The 18985-nt window shown below is 69.3% G+C and carries 17 protein-coding genes; 1 reads left to right on the plus strand and 16 read right to left on the minus strand.

Features of this window, described 5'->3' with window-relative positions; all coding sequences use genetic code 11:
- Positions 1-55: 55 nt before the first annotated feature.
- The 16 genes from ACIBK4_RS09270 to rsmH all read right to left on the minus strand — a co-directional run bounded on the left by ACIBK4_RS09270 (position 56) and on the right by rsmH (position 17919).
- Entirely contained in the window at positions 56-1270 is a 1215-nt protein-coding gene (locus ACIBK4_RS09270) for a DivIVA domain-containing protein (protein WP_398993657.1), read from the minus strand.
- Between the two features lie 52 nt (positions 1271-1322).
- Positions 1323-1613 (minus strand): YggT family protein, encoded by a 291-nt coding sequence (locus tag ACIBK4_RS09275; protein ID WP_019062316.1) that lies wholly within the window; start codon positions 1611-1613, stop codon positions 1323-1325.
- A 50-nt stretch (positions 1614-1663) separates the two neighbouring features.
- Positions 1664-2305 carry a cell division protein SepF gene (locus ACIBK4_RS09280; protein WP_019062317.1) on the minus strand — a complete coding sequence of 214 codons (642 nt, stop codon included), beginning with the start codon at positions 2303-2305 and terminating at the stop codon, positions 1664-1666.
- Positions 2306-2433: 128 nt separating this feature from the next.
- The gene (locus ACIBK4_RS09285; RefSeq protein WP_398993660.1) at positions 2434-3153 is read right to left on the minus strand and encodes a YggS family pyridoxal phosphate-dependent enzyme; all 720 of its coding nucleotides are present in this window, start codon (positions 3151-3153) and stop codon (positions 2434-2436) included.
- A gap of 6 nt (positions 3154-3159) precedes the next feature.
- Entirely contained in the window at positions 3160-3888 is a 729-nt protein-coding gene (gene pgeF / locus ACIBK4_RS09290) for a peptidoglycan editing factor PgeF (protein WP_398993662.1), read from the minus strand.
- Entirely contained in the window at positions 3885-5072 is a 1188-nt protein-coding gene (gene ftsZ / locus ACIBK4_RS09295) for a cell division protein FtsZ (RefSeq protein WP_318015777.1), read from the minus strand. Before ftsZ ends, pgeF begins: the two co-directional genes overlap by 4 nt.
- Positions 5073-5348: 276 nt before the next feature.
- Positions 5349-6143 carry a cell division protein FtsQ/DivIB gene (locus ACIBK4_RS09300; protein ID WP_398993664.1) on the minus strand — a complete coding sequence of 265 codons (795 nt, stop codon included), beginning with the start codon at positions 6141-6143 and terminating at the stop codon, positions 5349-5351.
- Positions 6144-6168: 25 nt separating this feature from the next.
- Positions 6169-7260 (minus strand): undecaprenyldiphospho-muramoylpentapeptide beta-N-acetylglucosaminyltransferase, encoded by a 1092-nt coding sequence (gene murG / locus ACIBK4_RS09305; protein ID WP_398993666.1) that lies wholly within the window; start codon positions 7258-7260, stop codon positions 6169-6171.
- A 6-nt stretch (positions 7261-7266) separates the two neighbouring features.
- Positions 7267-8634: a putative lipid II flippase FtsW gene (gene ftsW, locus ACIBK4_RS09310; RefSeq protein WP_398993668.1), complete on the minus strand. Its 1368-nt coding sequence runs from the start codon at positions 8632-8634 to the stop codon at positions 7267-7269.
- Between the two features lie 21 nt (positions 8635-8655).
- Entirely contained in the window at positions 8656-10089 is a 1434-nt protein-coding gene (gene murD / locus ACIBK4_RS09315) for a UDP-N-acetylmuramoyl-L-alanine--D-glutamate ligase (protein ID WP_398993670.1), read from the minus strand.
- Entirely contained in the window at positions 10071-11144 is a 1074-nt protein-coding gene (gene mraY / locus ACIBK4_RS09320; RefSeq protein ID WP_262059888.1) for a phospho-N-acetylmuramoyl-pentapeptide-transferase, read from the minus strand. The genes murD and mraY overlap by 19 nt, the downstream gene beginning before the upstream one ends.
- A complete protein-coding gene (gene murF, locus ACIBK4_RS09325) occupies positions 11141-12556 on the minus strand; it encodes a UDP-N-acetylmuramoyl-tripeptide--D-alanyl-D-alanine ligase (RefSeq protein ID WP_398993672.1) in 1416 nt (471 codons plus the stop codon). Before murF ends, mraY begins: the two co-directional genes overlap by 4 nt.
- Positions 12557-12560: 4 nt before the next feature.
- Entirely contained in the window at positions 12561-14096 is a 1536-nt protein-coding gene (locus ACIBK4_RS09330) for a UDP-N-acetylmuramoyl-L-alanyl-D-glutamate--2,6-diaminopimelate ligase (RefSeq protein WP_398994387.1), read from the minus strand.
- 185 nt (positions 14097-14281) lie between these two features.
- Entirely contained in the window at positions 14282-16069 is a 1788-nt protein-coding gene (locus ACIBK4_RS09335) for a peptidoglycan D,D-transpeptidase FtsI family protein (RefSeq protein ID WP_398993674.1), read from the minus strand.
- A gap of 200 nt (positions 16070-16269) precedes the next feature.
- Positions 16270-16899 (minus strand): septum formation initiator family protein, encoded by a 630-nt coding sequence (locus tag ACIBK4_RS09340; protein WP_398993676.1) that lies wholly within the window; start codon positions 16897-16899, stop codon positions 16270-16272.
- 60 nt (positions 16900-16959) lie between these two features.
- Positions 16960-17919 (minus strand): 16S rRNA (cytosine(1402)-N(4))-methyltransferase RsmH, encoded by a 960-nt coding sequence (gene rsmH, locus ACIBK4_RS09345; RefSeq protein WP_398993678.1) that lies wholly within the window; start codon positions 17917-17919, stop codon positions 16960-16962.
- A 428-nt stretch (positions 17920-18347) separates the two neighbouring features.
- On the opposite strand from rsmH, the gene ACIBK4_RS09350 reads away from it, so the two are divergent.
- Positions 18348-18896 (plus strand): beta-class carbonic anhydrase, encoded by a 549-nt coding sequence (locus ACIBK4_RS09350; protein ID WP_398993680.1) that lies wholly within the window; start codon positions 18348-18350, stop codon positions 18894-18896.
- Positions 18897-18985: the final 89 nt, after the last annotated feature.

Below are 18985 nucleotides of genomic sequence, written 5' to 3' on the forward strand. Positions count from 1 at the left end.
AAATCCGGGGCCCCGCCCTGAACGCTGCCGACGCCGAAGGCGTACTAAAGGCCGATCAGTTGTCGTCCTCGTCGATCAGGAACCCGCGCATCGGCGAGGGAGCCTGACCCATCGGCGACGGGCCCTGCGGCCGTACCGGCGCCATCGGCTGGGTCATGGCCGGGGACATCTGCTGCTGGCCGCCGTAGGACGGACCGGCGGGCGGCGGGCCGCCCATGCCCTGATTGCCGCCGTACGACGGGGCGCTGGCGCCGGCCGGGGCCATGGAAGGCGCCGGGGACGGCGGAAGCGACGCGGTCGCCGGAGTGCGCGGCGGGGCCAGCGAGTCGTCGGCCTGGGTCTCCAACTGACGCAGCTGGGACTCCAGGTAGGACTTCAGACGCGTGCGGTACTCGCGCTCGAAGCCGCGCAGGTCCTCGACCTTGCGCTCCAGCGTGGCACGGGCGGACTCCAGGGAGCCCATCGCGACGCGGTGCTTCTCCTGCGCGTCCCGCTCCAGGGCGTCGGCCTTGGCACGGGCGTCACGCTCAAGACCCTCGGCGCGCGAACGGGCCTCGCCGACAATCTTGTTGGCCTCGGAACGGGCCTCGGCGATCGCCTGGTCGGCGGTCTGCTGAGCCAGCGAGAGGACACGAGCGGCGCTGTCGCCACCGGGGCCCTGCTGCGGCATGCCGCCCATCGGACCGCCCATGGGGCCGCCCATCTGCTGCTGCATCTGGGGCTGACCCTGCATCGGGCCCTGGCCCATCTGCTGCATCTGACCCTGCATCGGGCCGCCCTGGCCCATCGGACCCTGACCCATGGGGCCCTGCCCCATCGGACCCTGGCCCTGCGGACCGCCCTGGCCACCGGGACCGGCGGGCAACTGCGGGGCACCGCTCGGCAGCTGGGGCGGGCCGCCCATGGGGCCGCCCATCTGCTGCTGCGGCGGGCCCGATATGCCGGCGGGCACCGGGCCACCCGGACCGCGCATGCCTTGCGGGGGCATGCCCTGCTGGGGCATCCCCTGCTGCTGCATGCCGCCTTGTTGCTGCATGCCGCCCTGCTGCTGGTCCTGTTCGGGGGGCTTGCGCATGTTCTGTTGGTTCTGCGCGGCGGCGCGCGTGGCCGCGGCCAGCTTGGCGCGCAGGTCCTCGTTCTCGCGGAGCAGGCGCGTCAGTTCGGCTTCGACCTCGTCGAGGAAGGCATCGACCTCGTCCTCGTCATAGCCTTCTCGGAGGCGGACGGTCGTGAACTGCTTGTTCCGCACGTCCTCGGGGGTCAACGGCATCTCTTCACCTCAACGTAGTCATCGGCAGTCGGCAAGACCGTATCGTCCACTGTCACCTCGCGAGATTGCCCACGATAGAGATCAAGATGTAGACGATGATCATCAGGACGAAGAAGGACAGGTCGAGCGCCACGCCCCCGAGACGCAACGGCGGGATGAACCGCCGTAGAAGCTTCAACGGTGGATCGGTGACAGTGTAGGCGGCCTCCAGAACGACCACCATCGCCTTGCCGGGTTGCCATGAGCGGGCGAACTGGAAGACGTAGTCCATGACCAACCGGAAGATGAGCACGATGAGGAACACCATCAGCGCGATGTAGATCACCTGCGCGAACACGCTCATGGTCTGTCTTTCCCTCTCCCCTGTTCCGTGCTTTCTAGCGGCTGTCTGTCTCAGCTCTGATTGAAGAACCCGCCCTCTGCGATGCGGGCCTTGTCCTCCGCCGTGACATCGACGTTAGCAGGCGACAACAGGAACACCTTCTGCGTCACCCGCTCGATGCTGCCGTGAAGACCAAACACCAAACCGGCCGCAAAGTCGACAAGTCGCTTCGCGTCTGTGTCATCCATCTCAGTCAGATTCATGATCACCGGGGTGCCTTCACGGAAGTGTTCCCCGATGGTACGGGCCTCGTTGTAGGTCCGGGGGTGAAGTGTGGTGATCCGGTAAGGCTCTCGTTCCGACACGACCTTGGGCATGATCACCGGTGCGTTCTTCTCCAGGGACTGGCGTTCTTGTGTGATGGATGCCACGGGCGCGATACGCGCCGGACGCCCTGATTCCGCACCCAGTGAAGCGGAATGGGACACCGGTTCGCGAGGAGCCGGAGGCTGCACCACTCGTACCGGTTCGTCCCTTTGAGACTGATGCGGGCTGTGTGACTGGTGCGACGGCTCGTGCCGTCGACGGTCCCGCTCGGGCTCCGGGTCCAGTTCGGGTTCGAAGTCGTCATCGGGGTCGAAACCCCGGCCGTCGTACCCATCGTCCTCCACGAGGCCGAGGTAGACCGCCATCTTGCGCATCGCGCCGGCCATGCTCTGAGTCCTCCGCTCTGTGGTGGATCGGCTGACGACTGCCAAGTGCCCGCGATCCACGAGGTCGTTATGCCCGCCTTCGGCGGCATTGACCATATTTTCTGCTGTGGTCCGACTTCCTGGCGACGTTACCCGAGCCTGGGGCGCACGCCGAGTACCGCAGTGCCGACGCGTACATGTGTCGCTCCGGCTGCCACGGCCTGTTCGAGGTCCGCACTCATCCCTGCCGACACCATGTTCGCAGCAGGATGGGCTCGGCGCAGGTCAGTCGACAAATCCATCAACCGCCCGAACGCCTCCAGTTGGCGACCCGCGTACTCCCCGGTGAGCGGAGCGACGGTCATCAGACCGTCGAGCCGCAGCCCCGGGGACCGGGCGACGAGATCGGCCAACTCCCCGATCCCGCCCGGTCCGACGCCTCCGCGCTCGCCCCGCCCGCTCACTCCCGCGTCGAGTGCGACCTGGATGAGACAGCCCAGTTGGCGCCCGGACCGCTCGGCCTCCTTCGACAGCGCGGTGACGAGCCGGGACCGGTCGACCGACTGCACGACATCGGCGTAACCGACCACGGATCGCACCTTGTTGGTCTGCAACTGACCGACGAAGTGCCAACTCAGCGCCAGATCCGCACATTCGGCGGCCTTCGGGGCGGCGTCCTGGTCCCGGTTCTCGGCGACGTGCCGCACACCGAGTTCCGCCAACGTCCGCACGTCGTTCGCCGGATAGGTCTTGGTGACCACGATCAGGGTCACTTCTTCACGCTTGCGCCCGGCCGCCTCGCAGGCGGCGGCGATGCGCTCTTCAACTTTCGCCAGATTTGCGGCGAGTTCGTCCCTACGGTCCGTCATGTCCCGTCAGTCCAGCCAGACATAGCTCGCCAGCCGCCCGGTCGTCCGGTCGCGGCGGTACGAGAAGTGATCGCCCGATTCACGGGTGCACACCGGCGACTGCTCCCGGTCGCGCACCCCGAGCCGGTCGAGCTGCGCGTGCGCGCCGGCGGTCACGTCGACCGCGGGAGTGCCCCAACTCGTCTCGGCGTACGCCGCCGGTTCCACGGCGGCGACGTCGGCGCGCATGTCGGCGGGCACTTCGTAGCACCGGCCGCAGACGGCGGGTCCGGTGCGGGCGACGATCCGGGCGGGATCGGCGCCGAGTTCGACCATGGCCCGTACGGCGGCGGGGACGACCCCGGCGACCATGCCCGGGCGTCCGGCGTGGGCCGCGCCCGCGATCCCGGCGACCGGGTCGGCGAGCAGGACCGGCGTGCAGTCGGCGGTCAGCACGGCGAGGGCGAGGCCACGCCGTGCGGTGACGAGCGCGTCGACGGAGGGGATGTCCGAGGCGCCCCAGGGCCCCTCGACGACCGCCACATCGGCGCCGTGCACCTGGTTCATCCAGACCACCAGGTCCGGGTCCAACCCCAGGGACTTGGCGGCCAGTTCGCGATTGGTACGGACCGCGTCGGGGTCGTCCCCGACCGCGCCGCCGAGATTGAGCTCCTCGTACGGAACGGCGCTCACCCCGCCCCACCTGTCGGTGAAGGCGAAGTGCGCGCCGCTCACGGTGTCGAACTGTCCTATCACTTCAGGAAGTCCGGTACGTCCAGCTCCTCGGCGGCGCTGTCCGAGTACGTCCGCGACGGCGGGACCGGCGGGGCGACCGGGAGGTCGGCGACCGGCTCCGGGGCGGGCTCCGGGTCCTCCTTGGGCTTCACACTGCCGAGCGAGCCGAAGGACGGACGGCTCTCCTGCCGTACCGGGGTCGGCTCGTCGCGGCGGGCCGAGGACGAACTCGTGCCCGTCTCACGGCGGGTCGGCGGCTGGCCGCCGTCGAAGCCGGCCGCGATGACCGTGACCCGGACCTCGTCACCGAGGGCGTCGTCGATGACCGCGCCGAAGATGATGTTGGCCTCGGGGTGGGCGGCCTCGCTGACCAGTTGGGCCGCTTCGTTGATCTCGAACAGGCCGAGGTCGGAGCCGCCGGAGATGGAGAGCAGGACGCCGCGGGCGCCGTCGATGGAGGCTTCGAGGAGCGGCGAGGAGATCGCCATCTCCGCGGCCGCCACCGCGCGGTCGTCGCCGCGGGCCGAGCCGATGCCCATGAGGGCCGAACCGGCCTCGGACATCACGGACTTGACGTCGGCGAAGTCGAGGTTGATCAGGCCGGGGGTGGTGATGAGGTCGGTGATGCCCTGGACACCGGAGAGCAGGACCTGGTCCGCCGACTTGAAGGCGTCGAGGACCGAGACCTGGCGGTCCGAGATGGACAGCAGCCGGTCGTTCGGGATGACGATGAGGGTGTCGACCTCTTCGCGGAGTTCGGCGATGCCGTCCTCCGCCTGGTTCGCCCGGCGCCGTCCCTCGAAGGTGAACGGGCGGGTGACCACGCCGATGGTGAGGGCGCCCAGGGAGCGCGCGATGTTGGCCACGACGGGGGCGCCGCCGGTGCCGGTGCCGCCGCCTTCGCCTGCCGTCACGAAGACCATGTCGGCCCCCTTGAGGACCTCCTCGATCTCCTCGCGGTGATCCTCGGCGGCCTTGCGGCCGACGGCCGGGTTGGCGCCGGCGCCGAGTCCGCGGGTGAGTTCGCGGCCGACGTCGAGTTTGACGTCGGCGTCGCTCATCAACAGCGCCTGCGCGTCGGTGTTGATGGCGATGAACTCGACGCCCTTGAGACCGACCTCGATCATCCGGTTGATGGCATTGACACCACCGCCGCCGACACCGATGACCTTGATGACTGCGAGGTAGTTCTGCGGTGCTGCCACGTCGAAGGCCTCTCGCCTCGAATTACGTCGCCGTCACCGTGCGGTTCCGCGCGGGACGGCAGATGCCGAATGGGACGGTCCGTAGCGCCGACCCGAACCCTAACGTTGAAGTTTAGGGTTACCAGTGTGTCCGTTCCTTGAAGTCTTCTGAACAGGACACTAAGTCGACAAGTGGCGCACGTTCAACGAACACGCCGAACCTCCCGTTTTTCTTTTCACCCTATGTGATCAGCCGTAGCGCTGCCCAACCAGGGTGCTGGCCTGCGCGAATGTGCGTCAACTCCCGGCTGACGCAGGGGCGGTGGGAACGCTTACGTCGAAGTGCCGGGCGCCGGAAGCTGCTTTCATGAGAGCGGTGAGCGTACGCGCCTTCGCCGCGCCCTTGTCGCCACTTCCCCATGAGACGGTCCGGCCGCCGCTCAACTCCAGCGAGATGTCGTCGTAGGAACGGACCTTGACGACCTGGGTGACGCGTGCGACCCCGGCCGGAATGTCACCCGCGACGCGGACGGCCTCGCGGACGAGTCGACTCTCGCCGAAGCGGCGCAGGCCGGCCGCGGACGAACTCGATTGGGAGAGCGTCAATTCCAGGGTGGGGATGGACTTCGGCGGCGTGGAAACAGTGGCGAATCGCACGCCCTCGTCGTCCACTTCGACGAAGTTTCCGCCCTTTTTCACCACCAGGACCGGGCTGCGTTCGGTCACTTTCAGCCCGATTCCATGAGGCCAGGAACGGACTACGTCAACGGTGTCAATTCGGGGCAATTTCCTGCGGAGTCGGGCCTCGATCGCATCGGTGTCGACGGAAACGAGCGGTCCGCCGACCGGAACGTCGGCGGCTTCGCGCACCTGTTCCGGCGTCAGGACCTTCGTTCCGGAGACGGACACCTTCTCGACCCGCAGCCACTGCGAGCCGTAGAGGAGCCAGACCGCCGCCGCGCCCAACACCAGTACGGCCAGGGCGAGTACGACAATCAGACGAAGGCGTCTGGGGCCCAGACGCCGGACAAGGGGCGGGCCGGACGACTCCTGTTGGCGTTCACCGCGCTCGGCGGTCGTCGGTCCGGCCACGATCCCCTGCCTCTCTCACATAGGGCTAACGGTGCCGCGAGGCGATCGCCTCGTACACCATGCCGACGAGCAGGTCGTCGGCGTCCCGGCGGCCGAACTCGCTTGCCGCGCGCGACATTTCGTACAGCCGGTGCGGATCGGCGAGCACGGGCAGGACATTGCCCTGGACCCACTCGGGCGTCAGTTCCGCGTCGTCGACCAGGAGTCCGCCGCCGGCCTTGACCACCGGCTGGGCGTTCAGCCGCTGTTCGCCGTTGCCGATGGGCAACGGGACGTAGGCGGCCGGGAGTCCGACGGCGGAGAGTTCGGCGACGGTCATCGCGCCCGCGCGGCAGAGCATCATGTCGGCCGCGGCGTACGCGAGGTCCATCCGGTCCACGTACGGTACCGGGATGTAGGGGGGCATCCCCGGCATCTGGTGCACCTGCGGCAGTTCGTTCTTCGGGCCGACCGCGTGCAGGATCTGGATTCCGGCCTGTTGGAGGTACGGCGCGACCCGCTCGACCACCTCGTTGAGGTGCCGGGCGCCCTGCGAGCCGCCGGAGACCAGCAGGGTCGGCAGGTTCGGGTCGAGCCCGAACGCGGCCCGGGCCTGGGGCCGTACGGCCGCGCGGTCCAGGGTGGCGATCGAGCGGCGCAGCGGGATGCCGATGTAGCGGGCGTCGCGCAGCTTGCTGTCCGGGGTCGAGACGGCGACCCGGGCCGCGTACCGCGAGCCGATCTTGTTGGCCAACCCGGGCCGGGCGTTGGCCTCGTGGATCACGATCGGCACCCCGAGGCGCTTGGCCGCGAGATAGCCGGGCAGCGCCACATAGCCGCCGAAGCCGACGACACAGTCCGCCTTGGTGCGCTCCAGGATCTGCTCGGCCGCCTTGATCGTGCCGCGCAACCGGCCCGGCACGGTGATCAGTTCGGGGGTGGGCTTGCGCGGCAGGGGTACGGCGGGGATCAGCGCGAGTTCGTAGCCCCGCTCGGGTACGAGACGGGTCTCAAGGCCGCGCTCCGTACCCAGGGCCGTGATCCCAACAGTGGGGTCCTGCCTGCGCAGGGCGTCCGCGAGGGCGAGCGCCGGCTCGATGTGGCCGGCGGTCCCCCCACCGGCGAGTACGACATGCACCGAAATTCACCGCTCTCCGGACGTACGCGCCACCGAGGCACGCCGTCGCATCGTGTTCCATCTCCGGGGCCTCTGACCGGAACCGGGTCCCCTGCCCCCCCGTTTTCTACCAAAGCGGGGTTGCCGCATCGCAAGCGCCGCCCGCGCAGCGGGGTCGTCGCGCGCGAAGGCGATCAGCAACCCGATGGCGAACATGGTCGGCAGCAGGGCGGAACCCCCGTAGGAGAACAGCGGGAGCGGGACGCCGGCGATCGGCAGCAGGCCGAGCACCGCACCGATGTTGATCACCGCCTGAGCGATGATCCAGGTGGTCACGCCTCCCGCGGCATACCTCACGAAGGGGTCCTCCGTGCGTCCGGCCACGCGGATACCCGCATAGCCTAGAGCCGCGAAGAGGGCGAGCACGGACAGTGTGCCCGCCAGACCCAGTTCCTCACCGGTGACGGCGAAGATGAAGTCGGTGTGGGCTTCGGGGAGTTGACCCCATTTCTCCACACTCGCGCCGAGCCCGGAGCCGAAGATCCCGCCCGATGCGAGCGCGTAGATCCCGTGCACGGCCTGCCAGCAGTCGGCGACCCCGGTCTTGGGCTCGGTCGCGCCGATGCAGGCGAGCCGGGCCATGCGGTTGGGGCTGGTCTTGATGAGGATCACACCGATCGCGGCCGCGATCGAGAGAACGCCGACGAAGAGCCGGGTCGGCGCACCCGCCAGCCACAGCAGGCCGAACAGGATCGCGGTGAGGATGATCGCCGTACCCATGTCGCCGCCGAGCATGATCAGCCCGAGCAGCATGAACGCGACCGGCACCAGCGGCACCAGCATGTGCTTCCACTGCGCCAGCATGCCCTTGTCCTGCTTGCGGGCCAGCAGGTCGGCGCCCCACAGGACCAGGGCCAGCTTGCCGAACTCGCTGGGCTGGATCTGGAAGGAGCCGCCGAGCGAGATCCAGTTGCGGTTGCCGTTGACCGACATCCCTATCCCCGGCAACTGCACCAGCGCCATCATGAAGACGGCGCCCGCGAGGATCGGATAGGCCAGCGCCCGGTGCAACTTGACCGGCATCCGCGAGGCGGCCAGCGCCAAGACCCCGCCGATACAGGCCGCGAGGAACTGTTTGCGGAAGAAATACGAGCCGGGCAGCGAGAGTTGGAGCGCGGTGATCTGGGAGGCCGAGTAGACCATCACCAGACCCAGCACGGTGATCAGCACGCTGCCGCCGGCGATCAGGTAATAGGCCGTCAGCGGACGGTCCCAGGCCCGGCGCGCGTTGGCGTAGAGCCGTCGTACGGGGTTGTCGCGGACGGTCCTGGCGGCGGCGGGACGTCTGGGGGTCCGCTGCTGCACGGGCGGCCGGCCGGTACGGCTACTGGGCATCAGCGCCTCCGCTTGCGTCGGTCAGGCGCCGAGTTCGCGAACCGCCTGGGCGAACGCGTCACCGCGCTTGTTGTAGTTGGCGAACATGTCCATGGAGGCGCAGGCCGGGGCGAGCAGCACCGTGTCGCCGGCGGCGGCGAGTCGCTGTGCCTCCTGGACAGCCGCGAGCATCGCCCCAGTGTCGGTCCGGTCGAGGTCGACGACGGGTACTTCCGGCGCGTGTCGCGCGAGGGCTTCGCGGATCAGCGCGCGATCGGCGCCGATCAGCACCACGCCCCGAAGATGCTTGGCCGACTTGGCGACGAGTTCGTCGAAGGTGGCGCCCTTGGCGAGTCCGCCGGCGATCCACACGATCGACTCGTAGGCCGCCAACGAGGCTTCCGCCGCATGGGTGTTGGTGGCCTTGGAGTCGTCGATGTACGCGACACCGTCCACATCGGCGACGTGCGCGATGCGGTGCGCGTCGGGCGTGAAGGCCCGCAGCCCGTCCCGTACGGCCTTGGCGGGCACCCCGAAGGCGCGCGCGAGGGCAGCTGCGGCAAGGGCGTTGGCGATGTTGTGCGGGGCGGGCGGATTGACGTCGGAGACTTCCGCCAGCTCCTGCGCGTTCTTCTGCCGGTCCTCGACGAAGGCACGGTCCACCAGAATGCCGTCCACGACGCCGAGTTGGGACGGCGCGGGACTGCCGAGGGTGAAGCCGATCGCCCGGCACCCCTCCTCGACATCGGCCTCGCGGACGAGGTCCTCGGTGGCCTTGTCGGCGACGTTGTAGACGCAGGCGACCCGATTGCCTTCGTAGATACGGCCCTTGTCGGCGGCGTACGCCTCCATCGAGCCGTGCCAGTCGAGGTGATCGGGCGCCAGATTCAGTACGGCGGCGGAGTGGGCGCGCAGCGAGGGCGCCCAGTGGAGCTGATAGCTCGACAGTTCCACGGCGAGGACGTCGTACTGCTCGTCCCCGAGGACGGCGTCCAGGACCGAGACGCCGATGTTGCCGACCGCCGCCGTGCGCAGGTCCGCCGCTTTCAGGATCGAGGCGAGCATCTGGACGGTGGTGGTCTTGCCGTTGGTGCCCGTGACGGCCAGCCAGGGGGCCGCATCGGGGCCGCGCAGGCGCCAGGCCAACTCCACGTCCCCCCACACCGGAACGCCCGCCTCACGCGCCGCCGTGAACAGCGGCTTGTCGGGCTGCCAGCCGGGGGTGGTGACGATCAGTTCGGTGCCGTCGGGCAGGGTCGCTCCGTCGCCGAGGCGCACGGTGATGCCGAGCGCCTCCAGGTCGGCCGCCTGGGCGCGGGAGCGCTCGTCGTCGCCGTCGTTGACGACCGTGACGAGCGCGCCGAGGCCGTGCAGGACCTTGGCCGCCGGGATGCCGGAGACTCCGAGCCCGGCGACGGTGACGTGCTTGCCCTCGAAGGAGAGCCCCTGCCCATCGGTCACTTTTCCGCTGCCCATCCCGCGTAGAAGAGGCCCAGGCCGACGATCACGCAGATGCCCTGGATGATCCAGAAACGGACCACCACGAGCACTTCGGACCAGCCCTTGAGTTCGAAGTGGTGCTGGAGCGGGGCCATTCGGAAGACCCGCTTGCCGGTGAGCTTGAAGGAGCCGACCTGGATGACCACCGACATGGTGATGAGGACGAACAGACCACCCATGATGGCGACCAGCAGCTCGGTGCGGGAGAGGATCGCCAGACCGGTGAGGACACCGCCGAGGGCGAGTGAGCCCGTGTCCCCCATGAAGATCTTGGCCGGCGAGGTGTTCCACCACAGGAAGCCCAGGCAGGCCCCCATCAGCGCCGAGGCGATGACCGCGAGGTCCAGTGGATCGCGCACTTCGTAGCAGGCGTTCGGGTTGGTCAGGGTCGTCGCGTTGGCGCAGGACTCCTGGAACTGCCAGACACCGATGAAGGTGTAGGCGCCGAAGACCAGCACGGAGGCGCCGGTGGCGAGGCCGTCCAGACCGTCCGTCAGGTTCACGCCGTTCGACATCGCGAGGATCATGAACAGCGCCCAGATCACGAACAGGATCGGGCCGATCTTCCAGCCGAAGTCCGTGATGAACGACAGCTTCGTCGAGGCCGGGGTGTTGCCGCGGGCGTCCTGGAACTGGAGGGCAAGCACCGCGAAGCTGATGCCGACGATCAGCTGGCCGGCCATCTTCGCCTTGGCCCGCAGGCCCAGCGAACGGCGCTTGACGATCTTGATGTAGTCGTCCAGGAAGCCGACCAGGCCCATGCCCACCATCAGACCGAGCACCAGCAGACCCGAATAGGTCGGCGTGTAACCGGTGATGACCTTGGACAGGAAGTACGCGGCGACCGTCGCGAAGATGAACGCGATACCGCCCATCGTCGGCGTACCGCGCTTGCTGGCGTGCTCGCGCGGGCCGTCGTCACGGATGTACTGGCCGTAGCCCTTGCGGGCCAGCAGCTTGATCAGCAGCGGGGTGCCCACCAGGGTCAGGAACAGGCCGATGACTCCTGAGAACAGGATCTGCTTCATCATCGGGCGGCAACCTCACCCTCGGTACCGGCCTCGACGAGCGCCTGCGCCACGCTCTCCAGACCGACCGACCGGGACGCCTTCACGAGAACGACGTCTCCCGGGCGCAACTCGCTGCGCAACAGGTCGACCGCCGCCTGTGCGTCGGACACGTGCACCGACTCCTCACCCCACGAACCCTCGTTATATGCGCCCAGTTGCAGCCAGGACGCTTCCCTGCCCCCGACCGCGACGAGCTTGCCGACATTGAGCCGGACGGCGAGCCGTCCGACCGCGTCGTGCTCGGCGAGCGCCTCGTCCCCGAGCTCGGCCATCTTGCCGAGCACCGCCCACGTCCTGCGTCCCTTGCCCATGGCCGCGAGCGCGCGCAAGGCGGCTCGCATGGACTCGGGGTTCGCGTTGTAGGCGTCGTTGACGATGGTCACGCCGTCCGGTCGCTCGGTGACCTCCATCCGCCAGCGGGAGAGGGAGCCCGCCTCGGAGAGCGCGGTGGCGATCTCGTCTGCGGACATGCCCAGCTCATGGGCGACGGCGGCCGCGGCGAGCGCGTTCGACACGTGGTGCTCACCGTACAGGCGCATGGTCACTTCGCTGCACCCGGAGGGTGTGCGAAGGCTGAAGGCGGGCTGTCCGCTGTCCGTGAGTCTCACGTTCTCGGCCCGTACGTCCGCTTCGCCGGACTCTCCGAAAAGGATCACCTTCGCCTTCGTACGGGACGCCATGGCCCGTACGAGCGGATCGTCCGCGTTGAGAACCGCGACGCCGCCGTCTTCAACTGAAGGCAGCGCTTCTACGAGTTCACCCTTTGCCTGTGCGATCTGCTCCCGGCCGCCGAACTCGCCGATGTGGGCGGTGCCGACGTTGAGGACGAGGCCGATCCGCGGGGGCGTCAGATCCGTGAGGTAGCGGATGTGACCGATGCCGCGGGCGCCCATCTCCAGGACGAGGAACCTCGTCTCGGCGGTGGCGCTCAGCGCGGTCAGCGGCAGCCCGATCTCGTTGTTGAACGATCCCGGCGTGAACACCGTGGGCGCCTTGCGCGAGAGCACCTGCGCGATGAGGTCCTTGGTGCTGGTCTTGCCCGCCGAGCCGGTGAGGGCCACGAGGGTCGTGCCGAGTCGTCGTACGACATGACGGGCGAGGGCGCCCAGGGCGCTCTGGACGTCGTCCACGACGATCGCGGGCACGCCCACCGGCCGGGACGCCAGGAGGGCCACCGCGCCGGCCTCGACGACCGCGTTCGCGAAGTCGTGGCCGTCGACGTGCTCGCCGACGAAGGCGACGAAGAGGCTGCCTGGTTCCACTTCCCTGGAGTCGCGGACCACCGGGCCGGTGACCTGGACGGACGGATCCGGTATGTCGTGCGTCTGCCCGCCGACGACTTCTGCGATCTCGGCGAGGGAGAGGGCGATCACAAGTTCATCCCTGGGTCTTCTGGATAGCTTCGCGAAGCACCTGGCGGTCGTCGAAGGGACGGACCACTCCGGCGATGTCCTGGCCCTGCTCGTGGCCCTTGCCCGCGACCAGCACGGTGTCCCCCGGCTGTGCGCGGGCGACGGCGGCGGCGATGGCGGCGGCCCGGTCCTCGAAGACCTGGACCTCGCCGCGCTCGTGCGCGGGCACGGAGGCCGCGCCCTGGAGCATGGTCGCGAGGATGGCGAGGGGGTCCTCGGAGCGGGGGTTGTCCGATGTCAGTACGGCGGTGTCGGCGAGCCGGGCAACCGCGGCGCCCATCGGCTCGCGCTTGGTCTTGTCGCGGTCTCCGCCGCAGCCGAGCACGACGTGTAGCTTGCCCTCGGTGACCTTGCGCAGCGCGCGGAGAACCGATTCGACGGCGTCCGTCTTGTGGGCGTAGTCGACGACCGCGAGATACGGCTGTCCGGCGTCCACGCGCTCCAGCCTCCCCGGCACGCCCGGCACCGCGGCGATGCCGTCGGCGGCGAGCTGCGGGGCGAGGCCCGCGGTGGCCAGAGCGGCGATCGCGGCGAGGGTGTTGGCCACGTTGAAGGAACCGGCGAGCGGCGAACGAGCCGTGATCAGCTCGCCCTTGGGGCCCACGGCGGTGAACGTCGAGTCCATCGGGCCGACTTCGACGTCCTCGGCGCGCCAGTCGGCGTCCGGGTGGCCCTCGGCGGAGTAGGTGACCACGGGGACCGTGGCCTCCACGGCGAGCCTGCGGCCGTAGGCGTCGTCGAGGTTGACCACGCCCTGGCGGCTGCGCAGCGGGGTGAACAGCTGCGCCTTGGCCTGGAAGTAGTCCTCCATGCCCGAGTGGAACTCCATGTGTTCCGGGCTGAGGTTGGTGAAGACCGCGATGTCGAAGATGCAGGCGTCGACCCGGCCGAGGACCAGCGCGTGGCTGGAGACCTCCATGGCGACCGCGTCGACCCCGCGCTCCAGCATGACCGCGAACAGGGCCTGGAGATCGGTGGCTTCGGGGGTCGTGCGCTCCGACTTGATGCGCTCGTCGCCGATGCGCATCTCGACCGTGCCGATCAGCCCGGTGGAGCGGACCGTCTTCAGGCCGCCTTCCACGAGGTACGCGGTGGTGGTCTTGCCGGAGGTGCCGGTGATGCCGATCTGGAGGAGATCGCGGCCGGGGTGGCCGTAGATCGTGGCCGCCAGCTCGCCCATCTGTCCGCGCGGGTCCTCCACGACCAGGACGGGCAGGCCCGTTGCGGCCGCGCGGTCGGCGCCGGCCGGGTCCGTCAGGACGGCGACGGCGCCGAGGCCGGCCGCCTGGGTGACGAAGTCGGCGCCGTGCAGACGGGCGCCGGGCAGTGCGGCGTACAGGTCGCCGGGGCGGACGGCTCGCGAGTCATGGGTGATGCCCGTGACCCCTGCTGTCGCACTAGGCGCTGTCGTGGTCGGCGCGGTGGCGCCCAGTTGGTCGGCGAGTTCCGCGAGGGGTGTGGCGGAGATCTGCGCCGGCCTGGGCGGCCCCGGGTAGGTCACGGATGCGCCCTTCTGGGGGGTTTGGGAGTGGTCGGCGGGTGGCACGGCGGTGAGCGTACCGGGCGCACCGGCCCCGGGGCCAAGTGAGGGGCTGGGCCTGCTGTCCTGCTGGCCCTGGTTCCCGGACTGGTTCCCGGACTGGGAGGTGATCATGGTCACGGATCGGTTCCTGGCTGTTGCGCTGATCAGGGCGTGAAGGTCACGGGCAGATTCGCGGCCTTGGCCCCGGTGGGCGGGACCTGGAGGGTCTTGAGGGCGAACTCCATCACCTGCTTGTAGATCGGTCCGCAGATCTGACCGCCGAAATAGCTTCCGCTGGTGGCGTTCTGGATCGCGCAGTAGACGGTGATGCGGGGGTTGTCGGCGGGCGCGAACCCGGCGAACGACGAGGTGTAGCCCTTGTACTTGCCGGTGGCCGGATCCACGCGGTTGGCGGTGCCGGTCTTGCCCGCCACCCGGTACCCGGGAATCGCGGCCTTACCGCCCGTGCCCTGCTCGTCGTCCACCACGGACTCCAGCATCTGGGCGAGGGTCTTCGCCGTCTTCGCACTGATGACCCGGGTCTTCTTGGGCGTCGCCGCAGGCGTGAAGCGGCCGTCGGGCCCCTTCGTGCCGCGCACCAGGGTGGGCTCGATCCGGACCCCGCCGTTGGCGACCGTCGAGTACACGGAGGCCGCCTGGAGGGCGTTGAGGGACATGCCCTGGCCGAAAGGAATCGTGTACTGCTGCGAGGTCGACCACTTGTCGGCGGGCGCGAGGATGCCCTTGGTCTCACCGGGGAAGTTCAGCCCGCTGTAGCTGCCGATACCGAACTTGCGCAGATACGAGTACAGGACCTGGTTGGCCTCGGGCTGCGTCTTGCCGAGCTGGCCGGCCGCCTCGATGGTCCCGATGTTGCTGGACTTGGCGAGCACGCCGTTGAGGGTGAGGTTCCAGGTCGCGTGGTCCACGTCGTCCTGGAAGAGCCGGTCACCGCGGTGCAGCCGGTTCGGCACGACGACATGCGTGAGCGGGGTGGCCGCGTTCTCCTGGAGTACGGCGGCCATCGTCATGACCTTGGCGGTGGAGCCGGGTTCGTAGGCGTCCTGGAGGGCCGCGTTGCCCAGGGAGGCCGCGTTCGCCTGCGCGAGGTCGTTCGGGTCGAAGCCGGGCGCGTTGGCCATGGCGAGGATCTCGCCGGTGCGGGTGTCCTGCACTATCACGTACCCGCGGTCCGCCTTGGACTTCTTGACCTGCTCGGTGATGGCGTTCTGCGCGGCCCACTGGATGTCACGGTCGATGGTCAGTTCCACGTCGGAACCGGGCACCGCCGGCGTCTCCGTGGACCCCGCGGTGGGCACCTGGACACCGCCGGACTGGGCGTAGCGGACCTTGCCGTCCTTGCCGGTGAGGTCCTTGTTCAGCTGCTGCTCGACCCCGCCGCCGCCCTTGCCGTCGGCGTTGACCCAGCCCAGTATCCCGGCGGCGAGATCGCCGTTCGGGTACACGCGCTTGGTGGTGGGGACGGCGAGGACACCGGCGATCACATTGACCGTGGTCGGGTCGGTCGAGGCCTTCGTGTTCAGCGCGCTCTTCAGGTCCTTGATCTGCTTCCAGACCTGCGGGGTCTGCCGGTTGGCGAGCACTACGTAGCGCAGGTTCTTGTTCGCGGGCCTGAGCTTCTTGACGATCGACTCCTGGTCCACGCCGAGGATCGGGGCGAGGAGGGCGGCCGCCTGTTCGGGCCCGTCGTCGATCTTGAGCTGCTTGCGGGTGAACAGCGTCGGGTCGGCGGTGATCGTGTACGCGTCCACGCTGGTCGCGAGGGCCACCCCGGAACGGTCGGTGATCTCACCGCGCTCGGCGGCCAGGACGTAGTCGACGTACCGGTTCTGCGCGGCCTTGGCGGCGTACGCGCTCGCGTCGACCGCCTGCACCTGCAGCAGCCGTACGACGAAGGCGATCAGGACGAGGGTCAGCCCCAGGCTGATCATCCGCAGCCGGGGGCGGGGGCTGCCGAGGCGGAGGGAGCGCGGGCCTCCCGGGCGAGCGGCAGGAGGGGCCGCTGGCGGGCGGCGGGCCGGGCGGGCACCGGGGCCGGGGCGGCGCCGGGCAGCGCTACCTCCTTCTGGCCGTTCGGGCCTGGCCGGTCCGGGCACGCGGCGGCGCGGCGGTTCCCTGTCGGACACTTCCGTCACCTGCCGGGTGTAGTCGGGGTGGAGGACTGTGCTGTGGAGGACTGTGCTGTGGATGACTGCGCGGTGGAGTTGCGGGTTGTGGCGGTCTGGGTGGTAGCGGTCTGTACGGGCTGGGTCGCGACCGGGGTGGCCGCGGGCGCCGGTGCCGGTACGACGGCCGTGAGGCCCGGGCTCGAACTGGGGCTCGGGCTCGGCCTGCTGACGAGTGCTTCGGGGGCGAGGACCGCCGGTGTGGTCACGGTCTTCGCGGCTGCCTGCTCCGGGACACCCTTCACGGTGCCGTTAGGGTCGAGGAAGGCGGGGTCCCCGCCGGGCACCATGCCCAGCTCGTGGGCGCGGCGTTGAAGGGCGTCGGGGGCGGAGTAGGCGTCGACGTCCCGCTGGAGGGCCTGTTCCTCGTCGGTGAGGCTCTTCGTCTGCTTCTGGAGGTCGTCCAGCTTGAACTGCCCTTCGCTGAGCGCGGAGTTCAGCACGAGCAGCGCGATCAGGCCGCCGCCGAGGAGGAGCACGACAAGGAGGACGAACGGGGTCCGGGCCGCCTGGATCCCGTTCGACTGCGCGGGGCCGGAGGGGAAGAGCCGCGCGAGACGAGCAGCCCTGCCCCTCAGTTCAGGTTTCCTACTCACCCAGACCCCCGAGTTGGAATATCAAACCCACCCGCTTCTCGCAGCGGACCAACCCCGTGCTCACTCAACGACGTCCTCCCTGATGCGCTCGGCCCCCCGCAGCCGCGCGGGTGCCGCTCGTCGGTTCTCGGCGACCTCTTCCTCGGTGGGAAGTTCGGCACCGCGCGTCAGGAGCTTGAGCCGGGGCTGGTACTGCTCGGGCACTACCGGCAGCCCAGGAGGCGCGGTGTTGGCGGCGCCGGCCGCGAACACCTGCTTGACCAGGCGGTCTTCGAGCGAGTGGTACGACAGGACGGCGATCCGGCCGCCCACGGCAAGGGACTTCACGGCGGCGGGGATCGCGCTCTCCAGGACGGACAGTTCGCCGTTGACCTCGATGCGCAGCGCCTGGAAGGTCCGCTTGGCCGGGTTGCCGCCGGTGCGCTTGGCGGCCTGCGGCAGCGAGTCGCGGATCAGCTCGACGAGCCGCGCGCTGTTGCTGAACGGCTCCTTGTCGCGCTCGCGGACGACCGCGGAGACGATCCGCTTGGCCTGCTTCTCCTCGCCGTACGCCCGCAGGATGCGGACGAGTTCGCCGGGCGCGTAGGTGTTGAGGACCTCGGCGGCGCTGATGCCCGTCGTCTGGTCCATGCGCATGTCGAGGGGGGCGTCCTGGGCGTAGGCGAAGCCGCGGTCGGCCTCGTCGAGCTGCATGGAGGAGACGCCGAGGTCGAACAGGACGCCCTCCACGCGCGGGATGTCCAGGCGGTCGAGCACGTCGGGCAGTTCGTCGTAGACGGCGTGCACGAGGGTGGCCCTCTCCCCGAAGGGGGCGAGGCGCTCGCCGGAGAGGCGCAGGGCCTCCTTGTCGCGGTCCAGGGCCACGAGGTGCGCCTCGGGGAACCGGGTGAGCAGTGCCTCGCTGTGGCCGCCGAGGCCGAGGGTGCAATCGACGACCACCGCGCCCGGCCGCTCCAGCGCGGGGGCCAACAGGTCCAGGCACCGCTGGAGCATCACCGGGACGTGTCGACTGTTGCTCAAGGGGCCCTCTCAGGTCCGGCGGGCCGTACGCACCGCCGGGTCCCCGCCCGCTGATGAAAGGGAGGCCCGCCGGCGCCGAAAGCGTCAGCCGACCGGGAGCGGGAGGAGGCCGAGCCGTATGTACGCGCCGCGCACGTGTCGTTCAAGCTGGGGGAGAATCCGGAAAGTCGCCGGCGTCTCCGGGAAAAGTCCAGCAGGGAGAGCCTCGCCTCCCGCTTCGCGCAACTTTAGTCCACGCTGTCTCACGGTCAATCAACCGGCCTGCGCGTCGCGGGCCCGGGTGCGTGCGAAGCCTCAAAACGGGAAGAATCACCCGGACGGGTGCACCCCCGCCACCCGTGTGGGTTACCTCACAAGAGGACGCAATGACGCTCTTTTTCCCGTCCCGTACCAAGACCGCACCGCCGGTGACCAGTACCGTCATAGGTATGACGACCTCCGCATCCGTACCCACAGAGTCCGAAGGCGCCATAGCTGACGGCGGGACCGTCACGGACCGCCTCGTCGAGGCCAACGCGCGGTACGCCTCCGCCTTCACCGATCCCGGGATGGACGCCCGTCCCGTTCTGCAGGTGGCCGTAGTGGCCTGCATGGACGCCCGTCTCGACCTGCACGCCGCGCTCGGCCTGGAACTGGGCGACTGCCACACCATCCGCAACGCGGGCGGCGTGGTCACCGACGACGTGATCCGCTCCCTCACCATCAGCCAGCGGGCGCTCGGCACCCGCAGCGTCGTTCTCATCCACCACACCGGCTGCGGCCTGGAGTCCCTCACCGAGGAGTTCCGGCACGACCTGGAGATGGAGGTCGGCCAGCGCCCCGCCTGGGCGGTGGAGGCCTTCCGGGACGTGGAACAGGACGTACGGCAGTCCATGCAGCGTGTGCGCACCTCGCCGTTCCTGCTGCACACTGACGATGTGCGCGGCTTCGTCTTCGACGTGAAGACGGGTCTGCTGCGCGAGATCGACCCCGCCTGACGCACCCGCCCGCCCCGAAACTTCGAAAAGTTCGCCCCTCGGACCGCCTAAAAGGTCGTAAGACCCGACAAAGCGAAGGCAGTTGTCCA

Origin of the sequence: Streptomyces sp. NPDC050528 (assembly GCF_044457795.1) — a bacterium.
In the GTDB taxonomy this organism is placed as follows: Bacteria; Actinomycetota; Actinomycetes; order Streptomycetales; family Streptomycetaceae; genus Streptomyces.